The organism is Blastopirellula marina DSM 3645, from assembly GCF_000153105.1.
In the GTDB taxonomy this organism is placed as follows: domain Bacteria; phylum Planctomycetota; class Planctomycetia; order Pirellulales; family Pirellulaceae; genus Blastopirellula; species Blastopirellula marina.
This window is the reverse complement of the sequence record NZ_CH672376.1, coordinates 1,264,728-1,283,578: the sequence shown is the minus strand read 5'-3', so window position 1 is coordinate 1,283,578 and position 18,851 is coordinate 1,264,728. Positions and strand designations below refer to the sequence as shown.

Here is an 18,851-nt window from a genome sequence, read left to right as displayed (position 1 = left end):
CTTCGTTGCGGAAGCGCGCCGGCTCGCGTTGCGCCCCCATCGGTCCATTCCCCCTCCAACAGTCAGCGAACTATGAATACTCGTGAAGCGCCGCGCAAGCGGCCTTGGCCTGACTACCGCGCCGTATGGCGTTGGCACTTTTATGCAGGCCTGTTTTGCATTCCCGTTTTGCTCGTGCTGTCGATCAGCGGCACGATCTATTTGTTCAAGCCGCAGATCGAAGCTTGGCTTGACCGGCCATACGATCAACAAGCGGTCACCGAAAATACGCAGCCGATTTCGACGCTGATCGAAACGACGCTGGCGACTCTGCCTGGCTCCAAGTTCCACTCGCTCGAATTGCCGACGGCGGATAATGCGGCGACTCGGATCGTGGTCACGCAACAGGGCGAGCGGATTCGCTGCTATGTCGATCCAGCGAGCGGGCAGTTGCTGCATCAAACGCCCGAGGCGGATCGCTTCATTGCGGTCGTGCGTCGTTTGCATGGAGAATTGTTTCTCGGCAGCCGCGGATCGTACCTGGTCGAACTGACCGCTTGCTGGACCATCGTCTTGATCTTCACCGGTCTCTACCTGTGGTGCCCCCGCAAGTGGAGCGGGTTTGGCGGAGTCCTTTTTCCGCGTTTGACGAGCGGCAAGAAAATCTTCTGGCGCGACATCCACAGCGTCACGGGAATCTGGATCTCTGGGTTCGCGATCGTGCTGATTCTCTCCGGTCTTCCCTGGTCCAGCTTTTGGGGAAACTACTTTCGCACTGCACGGCAATGGACCGGAACGGCCGTGGCGCGCCAGGATTGGCAAATCAACCGGCCTCGAAAAGAGCAGTCGACCGACGAGAAACCGCCGTTCGATTTCCAATCCGTGGATCAGGTCGCCGCCGCGGCGACGACGCTACGTTTGCCGCCGCCGGTGATTATCTCACCGCCGCGCGGCGATTCCACCGACTGGAAGGTGCAGTCCATGACGCAAAATCGTCCCTATCGTGTTGATTTGACGATCGACGGCGAGCGCGGCGAAGTGACCAGCCGAAAAGATTTTGCCGATCGCCACGCGATCGATCAAATCGTGGGCGTCGGCATCGCGCTGCACGAGGGACAGTTGTTTGGCTGGCTCAATCAACTGCTGGCCGTCATCACAACCAGCGGGCTGATCCTGCTTTGCGCCAGCGGCGTCATCTTGTGGTGGCGACGCCGCGATCGCGGCGTCTTGGGGGCTCCCAGCGTCGGCGCCGCTCCCCGGCTATCGATTGGGTTGACTGCGATCGTGCTTGGACTCGCGATCTATCTTCCTCTGTTCGGCGCGTCGCTCCTGGCCATTTGCCTGGTCGAACGTCTCTTGCTGCGTCGCATCCCCAGCGTCCGCGGTTGGCTTGGTTTACGCAGTTTTCATACGCCGGAGGTCACTCCTCAATGAACCGTTTGAATATACTCCTGACGTTGTCCGCGATTTTATTGCCGCTCAGCGTCGGTTGCGGCCCGCAGCCGGTTACCGGCGGAACTTCCGGCACGCTCGTGACCAGCGGAAATCCGCTCGGCGAGATGCAGGTGCACGTCTATCGGTCTGATGCAGCCGACGATACGCCGCTCGGTTTTGGCGTCACCGCCGCCGATGGTTCGTTTGAGTTGGTTCAGCCAGCCGCGGCGGGGCCGCTGCAGTTAGAGCCTGGCAAGTATTTGTTTACGGTCGAGTCTGTTGGTTCGCCGGTCATCTTGCCGAAGAAGTACGCCAGCCGCAAAACGACGCCGTTGGAAGTCGACTGGCTGCCTGACCAACCGCTTGAGTTAGATATTCCCGGTCTGAAGTTGCCGCGATAAAGAAGGCGAAAAACAAAAAAGCGTGCCGGAGTAATCTCTCCCGCACGCTTCTGCTTGCTTCTTGTCGAAAGTTGCGACGCTTACGCCAAACCGCGCCGCTTCAGTTCGCCGACGACATTTTGCACGATGCGGGCGACTTCGTCCGAGTCGACTTCTTCTTTGATCGCACAACCGCCGATCGGTTCGTCAACGTACCCTTCGGCCGCCAACAAACATTGCAGTTCGCGTTTCAGTTCATCAATCGCCAAAAGCTGACTGTCCGACTGCGGCTGACGTCCTCGCCCTGGCTGGAAACCGCGCAGCGCCAGCGCCGCTCGGAAACCTTCCGGAAATTCGCTGTTATAGAGCATCGCGTCAAACAGCTTGAGCAGCCGATACTGCAAATCGCAAGCTTCATCCAAGCGCCCGGCTTTGGTCAGGTCATAAAGTTTGCGGGTGATTTCCGGCACGACACCGCTGGTCGCGTTGGTTCCGCCGTCGCAACCGATCAACATCATCGGCATCAGCGCGGCGTCCCAGCCGGTCATAAAGCCAAAATCAGGACGCAGCGGGCGAACGGCCGCGATCATCCGCATCATGTGAGGCAAATCGCCCGACGAATCTTTGATCGCAATCACTCGCGGACACTCTTCGGCCAACCGCTGCACCGTCGGCACATCGATCGGCGACGCGAACATCGGAATGTTGTAAAGCGTGACGTCGATCGGCGTGTTGTCGCCGATCTCTTTGAAGTAGGCGTAAACGCCGGCCGGGCTCAGTTTGTAGTAAAACGGCGACACAATCGCGACGGCGCGGCAGCCATACTCATAATAGTTTTCGCAAGCTTTGATCGTTTCACGAACATTCGCTTCGGCGGCGCCGGCCAAGATCGGCACGCGACCGGCCGTCTGGTCGGCCATGATCTCGATGATCCGACGGCGTTCTTCGGCCGTAAAACGGAGGAACTCGCCGGTTGATCCATTCGGGTAAAGACCATGCACGCCGCGTTCGATCAGCCAATCGACGTAGCGCCGCAGCTCTGGCTCATTGATATCTCCGCGAGCATCCAACGGGACAATATTGGGTGTAAAAATACCGGCGAGACGGGCTTGATTCGACATGATTAGCGAGGCTTGGCCTAACGGCGACGGGCTGACGGAGGTAAAATCAATTTTATACGATTTAGATATCTTAGTTCATGTTCCGCTCGAAGTCAGCGGTGACTTCCTCTTTGGATTTTTCGTGCTTTTCAAACAACATATCCTTGAACAAATCGCCGCCGGCAAGGTGACGCTCGCTTTTCGGCGCTGGAAACGGCCCACCGTCAAAGTGGGTGGGACGCTCACCACGGCGATCGGCGTGCTGGCGATTGAGGAAGTAAAGCCGATCCAGCCCCAGCAAATCAATGAACGCCAGGCGGCCCAGGCCGGCTTTGACTCGCTTGCCGACCTCCGGGCCAATCTCACGACGCAGCGTGACGCTCCGCTTTACCGGATTCGGTTTCGCCTGGCTGGCGAAGATCCCCGGATCGCCCTGCGTCGCGATGACGACCTGACCGCGGAAGACCTGGCCCTGTTGCTGAAAAAATTGGGCAGATACGACGCCGCGTCGAAACAGGGCGCCTGGACCGAGCGCGTGCTGACGATGATTGATCGCCAGCCCAAGACCAAAGCCGGCGACTTGGCTGACTTGCTGCGGGTCGATAAAGAATGGCTGAAGCTCAACATCCGTAAGTTAAAGCAACTGGGACTGACCGAAAGCCTGACGCCGGGCTATCGAATTTCTCCCCGGGGCGCGGCGCTGCTCGATCACTTGAAGCAACAAGCGCAGGACGCGTAGTCGTATGTCGAAAAAATCTCGCCGCGAGCGAACTGCTTCCTCATCTTCTGACGCCACAGAAGTGGGATCCCCCCTTCACGATCACCGCCGATTTGTCCCGGCGGCGTTGTTGGCCCTGCTGAGCTTCGGCTATTTGCTCGTTTATTTCCAAGCGCCGCTGCCGGTCTACCGTCAGGAACCAGCCGATCGCCTAACCGTGCTGTTCACCATCCTGGGCAACTTCACGTCGGTCTTGGCGACTTGGGCTGATCTACTGGTTGATCCCCTGCCCTTCTTTACTCAGCGGACGCCGGTGTTGCTGGCAGCGATCGCCATCCTGGTCAGCGCAACGCTGGTCGGTCGATTTTTGCTGACCAGAATAGGTTTGCCGGCGATCTTGTCGCGGCTAGAAATGTTCGTCCTTTCGGCGGCTCTCGGCATGGCGGCCGTTTCGCTCTGGACGTTCGCCATTGGTTTCGCCGGCTTGCTTCACTACCCCTTATTGATCGTCGCTCCGCTCCTGTTGATGGCCGCATGGGGAGCATTCGATTGGTATCGACAACATCGGTTGAGCCGCGTTGAAGCGTCGACCAGCGAGCCAATTCCTTGGCCCTGGATCGCCGCGGCGGCGCCGATTGTCATTTGCACTTTGTTGGGCGGGATGATGCCGCCTTACGAATACGACGTATTGGAGTATCACCTGCGACTGCCGACCGAGTGGCTCGCCAGCGGCCGGATCGCCGTGGAGTCATACAACGCCTACAGCGGGCTGCCGATGGGCGCCGAGATGTTTGCGCTGTTGCCGATGACGTTGTGGCCCAGCGATCAAGCCTGGTTCTGTGGCGCGCTGGTCGGCAAGACGCTGATCAGCATGTTCGCGCCGCTGACCGCGCTCGCCGCTTACTGCGCCGCAAGACGCATCGCAGGGTCCTATGCCGGGCAAATCGCGGCCATCGTCGTGGTCGGAACTCCCTGGATCGTCTTCGTCGCCGTCTATGGCCTGGTCGACGGCGTTTGGGCCTTTTACACGTTGGCGACGATCTTGGTCGCGATCCTCTGGTTTCAAGCCAAACGCAGCAGCGAAGCTGAATCGGCGGCTCCACTTCCGCGGCTCGCGCTGTTGTGTGGACTCATGGCCGGCATGGCGACGGCCTGTAAGTATCCGGCATTGCCGCTGCTGGTGATGCCGCTGGCAGTTTGGATCTCGCTGGAAGGGGGCCGGTTGAACTTCAAGTCGGCCATCGCGTTTACGATCGGCGTGACGCTACTATTCGCGCCGTGGCTGATCAAAAATGTCGTCTACACCGGCAACCCGGTCTATCCGTTGGCGGGCTCGGTCTTCGCCGATTCGATTCGCACGCCGGAACAAATCGCCCAGTGGCGCGCCGCGCATCGCGTTCCGACCGACGCCTCCGGCCATAGCGTTACGCCCACTTTGCTATTGAACGGGCTTAAAAAAGTCGCCTACGCCAGCGATTGGACCAACGTAGCGCTGACGCCGTTGGCGCTAGCGGCGCTCGCGGTTTTTTCCTTAGCACGTTGGTGGCCGCGGTCGTTTCCGAAGGACGAATCCGATGGGTCGCTCGCCGACGCCGCGGTCTGGCGATTGGCTCTTTACGCGGTTTACTACTTCGCCGTTTGGTGGCTGTTCACACATCGGTACGATCGCTTTTTGATCCCGCTCGCGCCGGTGGTGGCGCTGATCGCCGGATATGGCGCCGCCCGATTTCGGGCTGCCGGTTGGCGAGTCGTTTGCAACTCGATCACCGCCGCGGGCCTAGTCTTCTGCTTTTTTTGGATCAACTGGCAAAACTCGTTTCTGGCGCCCACCTTCTACTTCACCGATTATCGGTTGCTGAAAGAGGCCAACGCCGGTCCCGATGTCCCGCTGCTCGCTGCACTGGTTCCGCCTGATCACTGCGCGATTGTGGAAGGGAAAGCGGACGTCTTCTATATGCAGACGCCGATCCACTATCACACGTGCTTCGACAGTTCTCCCCTCGTTTGGCTGAAAGACAAAACGGCGGCCGAGCGAAAGGAGATCCTGAGAGCCCGCAAAGTCAGCCACGTCTACGTAAACTGGAGTGAAATAGCCCGGTTTCGCAGCCCCGGCAACTATGGGTTTGCGAAACTGGTGACCCCCGAGTTTTTCGCGGAGCTGGTCGCCCAAAACGTCCTGCAGCCGGTCGCTCCGCCGCCATCTGACGACGAAAATCAGCCTTCCGCCGCGTGGGGCCAGTTTTATGAGGTCATTCCTTAACCTTCGGCTAACCCGTCGCTCTTGCCAGAATGGCCTGGCTCGCCTACCTTGATGATTCGTTAGAACGCGTAGGATCGCTTCTAACCTCATGTTTCCGTCGACGTCAGGAAGGATTGCATGGAAGGCGCCTCCCCCACGGCGAGCAATCGCATCTCGCAATACGCTGTCGACCTGCGCGCGAAAGCTCGCGCGGCTGTCGCTTCGACCTGCGATTGGCTCCTCTCTCACCAACACGCAGACGGTCATTGGTGCGCCGAGCTCGAAGGCGACTCGATCCTGCAAAGCGAGTACATCCTGCTGCTCGCCTGGCTGGGCAAAGAGCGAACCGAAATCGCGCGGCGCTGCGCCGCGCATCTGCTGAAACAACAAGAGCCCAACGGCGCCTGGACGCAATTTCCCGGTGCGCCGATTGACGTCGGTTCGAGCGTAAAAGCCTACTTCGCCCTCAAGCTGACCGGGCATGACGCAGCGGCCGATTATATGGTCCGCGCTCGCAATGCGATCCTCGAAGCCGGCGGCGCCGACAAGGTCAACAGCTTTACGCGGTTCTATCTGGCGCTGCTCGGTCAAATTCCGTTCGAGCTTTGCCCGGCCGTTCCGCCCGAGATGGTCTTGTTGCCCAACTGGTCGCCGATCAACATCTATCGAATCAGTTCGTGGTCACGAACGATCTTCGTGCCGCTGTCGATTGTCTGGGCCCATCGCGCCGCTCGCGACATTGTCGAAGACGTGTCGATCCACGAACTCTTCATTCGTAAGCCGGAAGATTGGCCCGAGCTCCGCTGCCCTGGACTGGAAAAGCCTGCCGGACTGTTCAGTTGGGATCGTTTCTTTCGCACCGCCGATAGCGGGCTCAAATTACTCGAAAAATATGGCCTGCGTCCGCTACGCAAACGAGCGCTACGACAAGCACAGCAGTGGATGCTCGACCGCTTTCAACAGAGTGACGGTCCTGGCGCAATCTTTCCGCCGATCGTCTGGAGCGCCATCGCGCTGCGAACGCTTGGCTACGCCGAGGATAGCCCAGAGATCCAGTACTGCTTGGATCATCTGGAGCGACTGGTGCTGGAAGATGGTGAAACGACCAAGCTGCAACCTTGCAAATCGCCGGTCTGGGATACGTCGATCACATTGCGAGCTTTGGCCGCCGCCGGCTTGGGACTCGCTCAAGAGCCGACCTGCCGCGGCGTCGAGTGGTTACTGTCAAAAGAGGTCCGCGTCCCCGGCGACTGGACCAATAACGTTGACTGCGAACCAGGCGGCTGGTTCTTTGAATACGAAAACGCGTTCTATCCCGATAACGACGACACGTCGATGGGGATCATGGCGCTGGCCGATCAATTGGCCGCCGCCAACATCACGCTGGAAGTTCATCCCGGCGAAACGCTGGCCAATACTTCGGTCGTTGTCGGTGGTCGCGGCATTGCTGAGCAGCTCGCCGGCTCCTCCGCCGCGATGATGGAACAAGCGGCCGCGGCGACGCGCCGCGCCGTCGCGTGGATGGTCGCGATGCAAAACAAAGATGGCGGCTGGGGCGCGTTCGACAAGAACAATGACGCCGAGTTCCTCTGCCATGTGCCGTTCGCCGATCACAACGCGATGATCGATCCCAGCACGCCCGATCTTTCGGCCCGCGTGATCGAATCGTTCGGCCGGCTCGGCGTCACGATCGAATCTCCCGGTAAGCTGGGCGACACCGTTCGTCGCGCGGTCGCTTACATTCGGGCCAATCAACTCTCGGACGGCTCGTGGTTCGGCCGCTGGGGCGTCAACTACATCTATGGCACTTGGCAGTGTCTGGTCGGTCTACGGGCTGTCGGCGTGCCGGCCAACGATCCTGCGATCGAGCAAGGCAAGCTCTGGCTGCTCGCGCATCAGCAAGCCTGCGGCGGTTGGGGCGAATCGTGCGAAACGTACGAAGACCCGTCGCTACGCGGACAAGGGAGCCCGACTGCTTCGCAAACCGCGTGGGCGTTGCTGGGAATCATCGCCGCCGGCGGCGCCAACTTGGCTGAAGTTGTTCACGGCGTGCAGTATCTGATGGATACGCAGCGCGAGGATGGAGCCTGGGACGAAATCGAGTTCACCGGAACCGGTTTCCCCCGCGTCTTCTATCTGAAGTATCACTATTACCCGATCTATTTTCCCCTCTTGGCCTTGGCCGAGTGGAACCGCGCAACCGCGCGAAGTTAGGAATCGACATGGGCGTACCCGTCTCGCAAATGTGGACAGTGGCCAGCTACGTGCTGAAAGAACGCCTTTCAGGGCGCAAACGCTATCCGCTGGTTTTGATGCTCGAGCCCCTCTTTCGCTGCAATCTGGCCTGCGCCGGTTGCGGCAAGATTCAGCATCCGGTCGAAACGCTCCGTCGCCATCTGACGCCGGAGCAATGCTTCCGCGCGGTCGACGAATGCGGAGCGCCGATCGTTTCGATCCCCGGCGGCGAACCGCTGCTGCACCCGCAGATCAACGAGATCGTCGACGGTCTGGTCGCGCGTAAAAAGTATATCTACCTCTGCACCAACGCATTAAAGCTGGAAGCGGCGCTGCCGAGCTTCACGCCCAGCAAGTACCTGTCGTTCTCGGTCCATATGGATGGTCCGCGCGAAGAGCATGACGCCGCCGTCTGCCGCGAAGGGACGTACGACATCGCCGCCAGCGCCATCAAAGCGGCGATTGACGCCGGCTTTCGCGTGACGACCAATACCACCATCTATGACGGCGTCCAGCCCGAGCGGATTCGCGACTTCTTTGACGACATGATGGAATTGGGCGTCGAAGGAATGATGATCTCTCCCGGCTATCGCTACGAAAAAGCGCCCGACCAGGACCATTTCCTGGCGCGCAACGAAACGAAGACGCTGTTTCGTCAGTTGCTCGACAACGCGAGAAAGTGGCGCTTCAATCAAAGCCCGCTCTTCCTAGAGTTCCTCAAGGGGAACTATCAGCTGGAATGCACGCCGTGGGGCAATCCCACCTACAACTTGTTCGGCTGGCAGAAGCCTTGCTACCTAATGGACGAAGGCTACTGCGAAACGTTTGCAGAGTTGATGGCGACAACACAGTGGGAAAACTACGGCTGCGCCAGCGGCAATCCTAAGTGCGCCGACTGCATGGTTCACAGCGGTTACGAGCCGAGCGCCGTCGATGCGACGTTCGGTTCGCTCAACGGCTTCTGGAATACGGTCAAACTGACGCTGCTCGGTCCGCCCAAACGCAGCACCAAGCCGCTCGCCGCGCCGGCCGATCGCCAGGCGCAAGAGCTCAAGCTGCGCCGCGACATCCCCAGCGCCAAACCATCGCCGACCACGCGTCCCGATGATATTCCGCTGCCGCTGATCAACGACCGCTAGAGCCAGCGCAGCATTTTTCTCTGCATCTCGCTGCGCATGTAACGGGACGGATCCGCAGACTGGATGGCAACCCAGCATCTGCGCACGTCGTTCTTGAGAATTGAAGATCAATCCAACCGAAAGTTTCGGCCGACTTTGCGCTTTGTTCGCTGTTCCCAACTCTTCTCTTGAACCGCCTTATTTTTACGCAAGCGCCAGATTGCCGGTTTTTGCAGTTGCCTATCGATGATGCACTCTCCAAAAAATTTATCACAAGATTTGCCCTCCCCTACCGCGAATTCTTAAGGGCCGCAAGGGACCGATAATCCCCTCCAAAGAACGTCCTTAGGCCAGTCATTTCTACTTTGCTTTTCATCTTGCCGGATCTCTCCGGCTAAATTTCGCCAGCATTGCCCACTGGTACGTCAATTGCAAAAGAATTTGCTTAACATCGCATGATGTCACGATATATTAGCAACGTTTCCGCAGTTTTTGGCTTTAAATCGCCTAGGCGCGAGATTGCACATCAGTCATTCCGCTTTCTCGTTGACCTCGGCTCCTCCCTCACCAAAAGGCTTGGGCATGTCTATGCAAAGATTCTCTCGCAACGGTTTTACGCTCGTGGAACTGCTGGTCGTGATCGCGATTATCGGCGTTTTGATCGCACTCCTTTTACCGGCCGTACAACAAGCGCGCGAAGCGGCTCGGCGGATGCAATGCAGTAACAATCTAAAGCAACAAGGTCTGGCGATGCACACGCATCACGACACCTATCTGACCTTTCCCGACGGCGCTCCCAATTCTCAGCGCCCCAATTGGCGGTTTCAACTGTTACCAGGACTCGAGCAAAAGTCGCTTTTCGATCAGGTCGATCCCGATGGAGCGATGCATTCCGGCTGCAACTCAGACAGCACGTATGGTCAGCAAGCGTACGACTCGAATCTCATTTTGATCGACTTGACGGTTCCGGTTTACAGTTGCCCTTCTAGCGCACTGTCCGATCATGCAGAAACGAGCATGTGCAACTACGATCGTCTGCAAACGATCGACTATGTCGGAGTCAGCGGCGCCTTTCCTGATCCGGCCGATCGGGACGACGTTTGTTCGACTGGCGCCGATTACGGCGTCTATTGCAACACCGGGATGCTGGTCCCCAATAAAAAGTTGAAATTCCGTGATGCGACCGATGGGACGACCAACACGATTATGGTGTCCGAGCAGTCAGCGCCGGTTGGCAACAGCGACTATCGCGCCAACTACCATGGCGGCTGGCGCGGCTGGTCCAGCAGTGGAGATGTAGTCACGAAAACTGGGGCGCATCACATTTCCGGAGTCACCAGCGTCGCGTTCAGCATCAACGCAAAGTCAGGACAAACAGGTGGAGCTACGGTGCCAAAATCGGACCGGCCCTACGCCGGCAACACCATTCTGACGTCGTACCATCCCGGCGGCATCCAGGTGCTGCTCGCCGATGGATCGGTCCGATTTATCGGGGAGACGCTTGATTTTCTCACGCTGCGACAGCTATGCGTTCGTGACGACGGACTCGTGATTGGACCTTTCTAGTCCCAGCAATCGAGTCGCTCTCGTTCTACGTTCACGCAATATTCCAGCTATCAGGTACATCGATATGACAAACACAATTTCCACCAGAACCTGGAGGGATCTCATCCCCTGCGTTCTGTTTGTCGCCGCGACTTACGTGGGCGCATCCGGCTGCAACGCTACCTCAGGACCACCAACCGGCGTCGTCCAAGGTCAGGTCACCTTTGATGGAAAACCAGTCACCAACGGCGATATCACTTTTTACTCGGGCGAATTAGGAAGCGGCATCTCGGAAGCGTTGGATGCGGACGGCAAATACGTCACGCAAACGCCTATCCGAACCGGCAGCTACACCGTGACCATCCTGCCGCCGTCACAACCGCCGCCGGAGGACCCCCGACAACTGATCGTCCGAGTCGTCTCGAAAGATATCCCAGCCAAGTATCGCGATCCCAAGAAAAGCGGCTTGAGGATCGACGTGCGCGAAGGCGACAATTCGTTTGATATCGAGATGAGCGAATAGCGATTTAAGCGGCCGAGCCAACACGAGCCCGCTGCGCGACTACTTCGCGGCGCGGCTGAGCGTTAGATTGTCGCGGTGGATCAGTTCGACGTAGGGACAGTGTCCCAAGATGTCGCTGATCTTGTCGCTTTGAATGCCGCGAATGCGGGCCACTTCGGCGGCGGAATAGTTAGTCAGACCGCGCGCAACTTCGTTTCCTTCCGGTCCGCATACGCGGACGACGTCCCCTTTTTCAAAGTCTCCTTCGACGCCGACCACGCCAATCGCCAGCAAGCTGCGGCCTGACTCTTCGACGGCTCGTTTCGCGCCGGCGTCGACGGTGATGCGTCCCCGCGGTTCGACCGAGAAGCCGATCCAACGCTTCCGCGGCGAGACCGTTTTGCCTTGCGGCAGAAAGAGCGTGCCGATCGTTTCACCGGCGACAATTTTGGTGATCGCCTGCGGATCGCGACCAGATGCGATGATCACGTTCTCGCCGGCCGTCGTCACCAGCCGAGCCGCTTCTAACTTGCTGGCCATGCCCCCTTTGGAGAGGCCTGTCTTTTTGTCGCGGACAAACGACATTAACTGGTCGTCAAATTTGTGTACGACCGGAATGACCTGGGCCTGCGGATCATCGGGGGAGCGATCGTACAAACCGGCGACGTCGGACAAGATGACCAACAGCGGCGCTCGCAGCAGATTGGTGACGCGAGCCGCTAGGCGATCGTTATCGCCAAAGGTGGTCATCAACTCGTCGACGGCGACGGTGTCGTTCTCGTTGATGATCGGCAGCACGCCAAACTCAAGCAGCGAAACGAGCGTATTGCGGATGTTCAGATACCGAACGCGATGATCAAGATCTTCGGCCGTCAGCAAGACCTGGGCGCCATGGCGACCATGCACGGCCAACGTTTGATCGTACGCTTCGATCAAGCGAGCCTGACCGACGGCGGCGACCGCTTGCAAGCGAGCCAGGTCGGTCGGACGCTGCTTGAGCTTCAAGCGATCCATTCCGGCGCCGACCGCTCCGCTCGAAACCAGCACCATCTTGCGGCCCGAATCGAGCAAACGGCTCATTTCTTCGGCAAATTGGGCGATTCGCTCGCGATTGAGCGTTCCATCCGGCGCGGTCAGCACGCGCGTTCCGACCTTCACAACGATCAGATCGGCGGTCGCGGCGATTTCCTGGCGCAGAAGATCGGTCATAGCAAGCAAGAGCGGCGAACAAGGACGAGTTACGACAAACCGTAGTTATCGACCCCCGCCGCAATCGCGGCAAGGGGACGCCAACAAATGAGTTAAGCCGATTGCGGCTGCACGTCACGCAGCAGTGCGACCAAACTGCTGGGATCGACCGGTTTGACGACGTGGTCGTCGAAGCCTGCCTCTTTGCTGCGACGACGATCCTCAGGTCCGCCCCAGCCGGTCAACGCGATAATCTTCACTCCATCTTGCCGCTGATCGGCGCGGATGCGTCGCGCAACTTCGTAGCCGTCCATCCCAGGAAGACCGATGTCGAGCAAGATGAACTGCGGCTTCTGGCGACGCAGTAAATCGATCGCCATCGGTCCATCGTAGGCGACGGTGATCTTCATCCCTTCAAAGGTCAATAACATCGACAACGTCTCGGCCGCATCCCGATTGTCGTCGACGATCATGACCGAGATCGAAGCCAGATCAACCAACTCGCGACTCTTGACCACGCGAACCGACGGCGTCGGCAATTCGACCAGCGGCAGACGAACTTCAAAGCGACTCCCCTTGCCGGGGCCGCGACTGATGGCGTCGACCGTGCCGTCGTGCAACTCGCACAATTGTCGCACCAGCGCCAATCCCAAACCGAGTCCCCCATGGTCGCGGGTATGCGAAGAATCAACTTGGGCGAACGCTTCAAAAATGCGAGCGCGATCCCCTTCGGCAATGCCGACGCCGTTGTCGGAGACGGCGAGAATCGCGAATCCATTTTCGGTGCGCAAATCAATACAGATACGGCCCCGACGCGGCGTATACTTCGCCGAATTGCTCAGCAAATTAGAAACGACCTGGACCAGGCGAACGCGATCCCCATTGACGCCGATCGGTTCGTCCGGAATTAACAGACGGACGTCATGCTCTCGCTCGTCAATTTGCGGCTGCAACATTTCGACCGCGGCGCCGATCGCTTCTCGAAAATCAAACGGGTCGCGCACCAGCCGCATCTTCCCCTGTAAGTAACGGGAGACGTCCAACAGATCGTCGACGATCCGGACCAATTGCGACAACTGCCGCTGCACGGCGCGGCGGAGCGCATCAAACCGGCGACCGTCATCGCGACAACGAGCCATCAGATCGACGCTGGTCGCGATCGGCGCGAGCGGATTGCGCAGTTCGTGGGCCAACAGCGCCAGGTATTCATCTTTTTGCAGGTCCGACTTCTTCAGCGTTTCGGTCAGCGCCTGGTTTTCGGTCGAACGTTGCTCCGCTTTGCGTTGGTCGCAACGCGTCTTTTCAAACGTCACGATCGTAACGCAACCGACAATCGCATAGATCAACAGCGAGACCCAGTCGGCTGGTTCGGTGATCCACAAGCTGGAGGCCGGCGGAATGATAAAATGAGCGGCGGCCAACGTTCCCAACACCATCGCGACGGCGGCGGCATGCGTGCCGCCTAACCAAGCGCTGATGATGACCGACAGATAGAAGACGCCGAAGGGAAGCCGCTCTTGCAACACGGGATCAAGCAGCGTTCTGACCCACAGCGCGGCCGCGGTAGCGGCAATCGCGAAAATGTAACCGCGAAAATGCTCCACCAAAACATTTCGCATGCTAGCACTCCCTTGGGCTTTATTGCGGATGAGACGCCGATACGAATCCTCGATCGGCTTCGCAACTTTATAAACCCGCGCTGGTCCATTCGCCAAGCAGCAATACGGAAAGAAATGGTTAGTATTTCCCTATTGCCGGAAAACCGCACTAGATCCTACATTGAACGTTCTGAGAAGTTGCGTGTGAAATGGAAATCCACGCCAGGATTGATCCGCGATCAGGCTTAAGGAGTGAGCCGGGTTGTCGCAGGGTGAACGCTCTCTTGCTTGAGCGGCCCTCACAGGATGATTGTCCGCCGCTTGTTTTGCGGCCCTGGTATGGAGACCTCCCCATGTTAGTTCTATCTCGCCGCGCCAAAGAAAAGATTGTTTTTCCCAATCTCGCGATCACCGTCGAACTGCTCCAGATTCGGGGAAAGATGGTGAAGATCGGGATCGATGCTCCCAAAGAGGTATCGATCATCCGCCCCGACGCTTGCAGCGAAGGGGAGTTAGAAGAAATGCAACGCAAAGCTTCCCCCTTGCTAGGGAGCCATCAGTTTCGCAATCGCCTGAATACGCTCAATCTGGGTTTGCATCTTTGCAGCAAACAGATTGACGCCGGGATGACCGCCGAAGCGACCAATACGCTGCAGCGTCTACTTTCGGAACTGAAAGACCTGGACGCCGAAGTGGGCCAAGGCCGCGCCTCGATCCAACGCGACCGCTCCAGTGACAAATCGCGCAATCTGCTGGTGGTCGAAGATGACGACAACGAACGTGAGCTGCTCGCCGGCCTGCTGCGGATGTACGGCTTCAACGTCTCGGTCGCCAAAGATGGCCAGGCGGCGCTCGAGTATCTGGCGCTGAACGATCTGCCCGACTATGTGCTGCTCGACCTCAGCATGCCGCGGTTCGACGGCCCGGCCACGTTACGCGTCCTGCGAAATGACCCCCGGATGGGCAAGCTCAAAGTGTTTGCCGTCACCGGCAGCGATCCGAAGCAATTTGCAGACGACGGAAATGAACCCGAAGATCAATTCGACGCGTGGTTCCGCAAGCCGTTGGATCCGGCCGAAATTGTCGAAGCGGTCAGCCAAAAGATTCGCCCGGCCCTGGCGGCCCGCTAAAGACGCAATCATTCTCGCCCACCACCAAAAAAGCCCCCGACATCGCCGAGGGCTTTTTTCATGTTCCGATCATTCAGCGGCGCCGTAGCGCTACTTCGTCACGATCTCAAACTTCAGATCGCGCGATCCTTCGTCTGAGATCGTCGCCGTCAAACCTGATCTTTCAGGATTGGCGTACTTGCGCGGCACGAGATGAATGTTTGGCGGCGAAGGGGGATATTGGCCGGTTTTCTCTTGGACCGCCTGCGGATCGAGGGTCACTTTGTTCGTATCCACGATCGATTTGATAATGGCGACTTGATAGTCGCCCGGCAAGATTCCGTCGGCCGGCTCCAGGGTTCCTAGCGAGAACTCGCCCGCTTCGTTGGTCATTGCATTGGCCGAGCGACCATCTCCGCTCGGCGAAAATATGACCGTCGCGCCTTCCAACGGCACGCCGTCTAGCAAGACGATTCCTTTGGCCTCGACGCCGCCGGGAAGCAAATTGCTGCTGCAGCCCGTCAAAATCATCGCGGCGCTTGCCGCGCAGTAAATGATGAATCGCATGAATCGATTTCCTCCAAAGCGAAATGCGGTCGCAAAATCGACCGCACGCGGGATGACGGCGTCAATCGGCCGCCGCCTGCGGAAAGGAGAGTACGGGAAACAGGTCACGGACAACTAAAGCGAAGTACTTACTTCACCGCCGCTCTTGGTTCCGATAGCGCCCCACACTCCGAACGGAGAAGGACCGCTGCCGGTGGGGATGGTCGAGAGATTTCCGGTGTCAATCGTCTCGGTATAGAAATGAGCCGAGCCGTCGCCGAGCAACCCATTCGCTCCGCCGGGATGAAAACTATTGGGGGTCATAATGGCCGCCGAGCCATCCCAGGTCGAGTCCGAAAAGCAAGACGGTGAGTTCGGGGGCAAAATGGTCGTGATCGATCCGCCATACGGATTGGCGCCATCACTCCAACGACGACCGAGATAGTTTTTGGTCGTCACTCCCGGCAAATATCGTTTGCCAGCGCCGGCTTTCGCCGCACAAACCGCAGGCGTCACCTGATTGTCATTAGAATCGCTCACAGAGCCCGGCCAAGCGTCGGCCGCTAGGACCAACCCACCGCCGATGATCTTGTTCGTATCCACTCCGACGGTTCGCTCGGCGACCGCCAGCGTGTTACTGAGTCCATCGGTCACAGCGCTGAATTTGAACCAACTCAACGCTCCAAACATGCCGTTCGACACGGGATTGTGCGACCGCCGCGGCGTATCCCCGATCGAAAATGCAAAATTGCAAAAACCCAGCTCGGTATCGAAGTTACTGTCGGCGCCATCCGAGGGGCAACGCAGCGCGTCGATCTTCGTATGCCAGAGCGTGTATTCGTTGTACCACGGAGCGCCGCCGTAAGGATTCCAATCGTGGCCATTGAAGGTTTGCGGCGACTTGATTTGGTCGTACAAATTTCCTTCTTCGAGAAACGACAACAGCGAAACCCAGCCGCTGAGACGCGACGCGTTATGGACGTAATATTCGCCCGATGCGCCTGTGGTCCCCCCCTGACGCGCCGGCAACGCGCCGAAAGTGTCATGGTAGTTGTGCAGCGCTAAACCGATTTGTTTTAGCTTGTTCGTACATTGCATCCGCCGCGCCGCTTCTCGGGCTTGCTGAACGGCAGGCAAGAGGAGCGCGATCAAGACCCCGATGATCGCGATCACCACCAATAACTCGACGAGCGTAAAAGCAGAACGTTTCATGGCATGACCTTCGGGCGGGAATATAGGCGGGATAGATGCAATATGCTGCCCAGCAGCAATCAACGGCAGAGAGGGCATGATTATCACGGCTTAACGCGCAAATGCAATAGCTTTCATGTTAATTCGATGAAGATCGAGATTCCATACTCAAAAGCCGTACCACAAGGGGGGCATTTTTACTTCCCTAACAAGCGGAAATCCGCTGTCTAGGACGGTTGAGTCTTTGGGGGGCGACTCCTAGAATGAAGTTTCCCGCCTCTTCGATGGAATTTTCTGTGAAGACAGCGTCGCAAGCAGCGACGTAAGTCCCAGTCCGGCAACGGTTTTTAGCGCGAGTCGTTCATGAGCGAGCTATTTCACGAGTGCGGGATCGCCGCCGTTTATCACCTTCCCAGCGACGAGATCAGCCCTCTTTGCCCGGACCAAGGGATCGATCATGTGTCGCGGTTATTGCCGCGAATGTTGCTCGATATTCAAAATCGAGGTCAGCTAGCGGCTGGGATGACTTCTTATAATCCCGACCGCAAGCAGTTGATCGACACGCATCGCGACATCGGCACGGTGCGCGAAGTCTTTCGCTTGTCGCATCGCGGCAAGAGCGAAGCGCTGATGCGAGAATACGCTGGCTGCGCTGCGATCGGGCATGTTCGCTATGCGACCTGCGGCCAAGACGACCGCAGCTACGCCCAGCCGTTCGAGCGGCACCATCTGATCAAACACAAATGGTTCAGCTTCGCGTTCAATGGCCAGTTGGCCAACTACGACGAGCTGCGCGATCGCCTATTGGCCGACAATGATCACCATTTGGCGCGTGAGACCGACACCGAAATCATCATGCACGAGCTGAGCCGCGAGATGAACGGCGAACGCAAAGTGCCGTTGATCGAGGCGCTCCGCAACGCCAGCAAACGCTTTGACGGTGCGTATAGCCTGGTCATGATGAACGCCGAAGGCGAAATGCTGATCGCCCGCGATCCGCTCGGCATCAAGCCCCTTTGCTATGCGATCGAAGGTCCGATGTTCGCCGCCGCCAGCGAAAGCGTTGCGCTGCTGAACCTGGGCTTTGAGCCGGAAAGCATCAAGTCGCTTGAGCCGGGTCACGCGATCACGATCTCGAAAGGGAAGTTCGCGATTCAGGAATTCGCCAAATCCCCCCGCAAAGCGCACTGCTTCTTCGAGTGGATTTATTTCGCCAATGTCGCGAGTACTCTGGATGAGCGGAGCGTGTACGTCACCCGCACCAATCTGGGGGTCGAACTGGCCAAGATGGAACGGGAAGACGGACGCGTCACGATCGACGACGACACAATTGTCGTGCCGGTTCCCGACACGAGCAAAGCGGCCGCCGATGCGATGGCGTTTGAGTTGAAAATACCGTCTCGCGAAGGGCTGATCCGCAATCGCTACTCAGGCCGTACGTTTATCGAAACCGGCAATCAGCGCCGTCGAGCCGCCGAGGTCAAATACACGCCGCTCCGCGAAGTACTAGAAGGTAAACGCATCTTTCTGGTCGAAGACTCGATCGTCCGCTCGACCACCATGCGAGTGCTGCTCGATCGCCTGCGGGATCGCGGCGGCGTGAAAGAAATTCACGTTCGCGTCGCTTGTCCGCCGATCATCGCTCCTTGCTTTTACGGCATCGACATGTCGACGATCGGAGAGCTGTTCGCTCCGCCGTTTTTGCCGGATGGTCAACTGACCGAAGAGGCGCAAGCCGAAATGGCGGTCGCGTTGGGCGCCGATTCGGTCCGTTTCCTTCCGCGGGCCGCGATTTCCCGCGCTGTCGGTCTTTCCGGCGAACAACTCTGTCAGGCCTGTATCAGCGGCGATTATCCGACGGTTGGTGGAGAACGCTTGTATCAAGTGGCGCTCGATAATTGCATCAGCGGCAACGAAGGACGAACCTACGAACGACGCGATCCGGCGATTTCGACCACGTAAGTAGGTC

At 58.3% G+C, this 18,851-nt stretch carries 15 protein-coding genes; 10 read left to right on the top strand and 5 right to left on the bottom strand.

Going from position 1 to position 18,851, the window contains the following annotated elements; all coding sequences use genetic code 11:
* Positions 1-72: 72 nt before the first annotated feature.
* Both DSM3645_RS07025 and DSM3645_RS07020 read left to right on the top strand, forming a co-directional pair.
* Positions 73-1,413, top strand: coding sequence for a PepSY-associated TM helix domain-containing protein (locus DSM3645_RS07025; RefSeq protein ID WP_002651388.1), 1,341 nt, complete (start codon positions 73-75; stop codon positions 1,411-1,413).
* Positions 1,410-1,814, top strand: a complete 405-nt coding sequence (locus tag DSM3645_RS07020; protein ID WP_002651387.1) for a hypothetical protein — start codon at positions 1,410-1,412, stop codon at positions 1,812-1,814. The genes DSM3645_RS07025 and DSM3645_RS07020 overlap by 4 nt, the downstream gene beginning before the upstream one ends.
* Before the next feature lie 80 nt (positions 1,815-1,894).
* On the opposite strand, the gene DSM3645_RS07015 is transcribed toward DSM3645_RS07020, so the two are convergent.
* Positions 1,895-2,914 (bottom strand): dihydrodipicolinate synthase family protein, encoded by a 1,020-nt coding sequence (locus DSM3645_RS07015; protein ID WP_002651386.1) that lies wholly within the window; start codon positions 2,912-2,914, stop codon positions 1,895-1,897.
* Positions 2,915-3,035: 121 nt separating this feature from the next.
* Between DSM3645_RS07015 and DSM3645_RS07010 the strand changes: the two genes are divergently transcribed.
* The 6 genes from DSM3645_RS07010 (at position 3,036) to DSM3645_RS06985 (ending at position 11,271) form a co-directional block, all read left to right on the top strand.
* Entirely contained in the window at positions 3,036-3,632 is a 597-nt protein-coding gene (locus DSM3645_RS07010; protein ID WP_040352229.1) for a hypothetical protein, read from the top strand.
* Between the two features lie 4 nt (positions 3,633-3,636).
* Entirely contained in the window at positions 3,637-5,871 is a 2,235-nt protein-coding gene (locus DSM3645_RS07005; protein WP_131282301.1) for an ArnT family glycosyltransferase, read from the top strand.
* 117 nt (positions 5,872-5,988) lie between these two features.
* Positions 5,989-8,064, top strand: a complete 2,076-nt coding sequence (locus DSM3645_RS07000) for a terpene cyclase/mutase family protein (RefSeq protein WP_002651383.1) — start codon at positions 5,989-5,991, stop codon at positions 8,062-8,064.
* Between the two features lie 8 nt (positions 8,065-8,072).
* Positions 8,073-9,224, top strand: coding sequence for an adenosyl-hopene transferase HpnH (gene hpnH, locus DSM3645_RS06995; RefSeq protein WP_050769320.1), 1,152 nt, complete (start codon positions 8,073-8,075; stop codon positions 9,222-9,224).
* Between the two features lie 561 nt (positions 9,225-9,785).
* The gene (locus DSM3645_RS06990; RefSeq protein ID WP_040351674.1) at positions 9,786-10,769 is read left to right on the top strand and encodes a DUF1559 domain-containing protein; all 984 of its coding nucleotides are present in this window, start codon (positions 9,786-9,788) and stop codon (positions 10,767-10,769) included.
* A gap of 64 nt (positions 10,770-10,833) precedes the next feature.
* A complete protein-coding gene (locus DSM3645_RS06985) occupies positions 10,834-11,271 on the top strand; it encodes a hypothetical protein (protein ID WP_202594928.1) in 438 nt (145 codons plus the stop codon).
* 39 nt (positions 11,272-11,310) lie between these two features.
* Here the strand turns inward: DSM3645_RS06985 and proB are convergent, their stop codons facing one another.
* Positions 11,311-12,459 (bottom strand): glutamate 5-kinase, encoded by a 1,149-nt coding sequence (gene proB / locus DSM3645_RS06980; RefSeq protein WP_002651379.1) that lies wholly within the window; start codon positions 12,457-12,459, stop codon positions 11,311-11,313.
* A 92-nt stretch (positions 12,460-12,551) separates the two neighbouring features.
* Complete coding sequence (locus DSM3645_RS06975; RefSeq protein ID WP_002651378.1) at positions 12,552-14,057, bottom strand: ATP-binding response regulator; 1,506 nt, start codon at positions 14,055-14,057, stop codon at positions 12,552-12,554.
* 332 nt (positions 14,058-14,389) lie between these two features.
* On the opposite strand from DSM3645_RS06975, the gene DSM3645_RS06970 reads away from it, so the two are divergent.
* Positions 14,390-15,166: a response regulator gene (locus tag DSM3645_RS06970; protein ID WP_002651377.1), complete on the top strand. Its 777-nt coding sequence runs from the start codon at positions 14,390-14,392 to the stop codon at positions 15,164-15,166.
* 90 nt (positions 15,167-15,256) lie between these two features.
* On the opposite strand, the gene DSM3645_RS06965 is transcribed toward DSM3645_RS06970, so the two are convergent.
* A complete protein-coding gene (locus tag DSM3645_RS06965) occupies positions 15,257-15,712 on the bottom strand; it encodes a carboxypeptidase-like regulatory domain-containing protein (RefSeq protein ID WP_002651376.1) in 456 nt (151 codons plus the stop codon).
* 114 nt (positions 15,713-15,826) lie between these two features.
* Positions 15,827-16,903, bottom strand: coding sequence for a DUF1559 domain-containing protein (locus DSM3645_RS06960; RefSeq protein ID WP_002651374.1), 1,077 nt, complete (start codon positions 16,901-16,903; stop codon positions 15,827-15,829).
* A gap of 342 nt (positions 16,904-17,245) precedes the next feature.
* Between DSM3645_RS06960 and DSM3645_RS06955 the strand changes: the two genes are divergently transcribed.
* The gene (locus DSM3645_RS06955) at positions 17,246-18,844 is read left to right on the top strand and encodes an amidophosphoribosyltransferase (RefSeq protein ID WP_002651373.1); all 1,599 of its coding nucleotides are present in this window, start codon (positions 17,246-17,248) and stop codon (positions 18,842-18,844) included.
* The last annotated feature ends 7 nt before the right edge of the window (positions 18,845-18,851 follow it).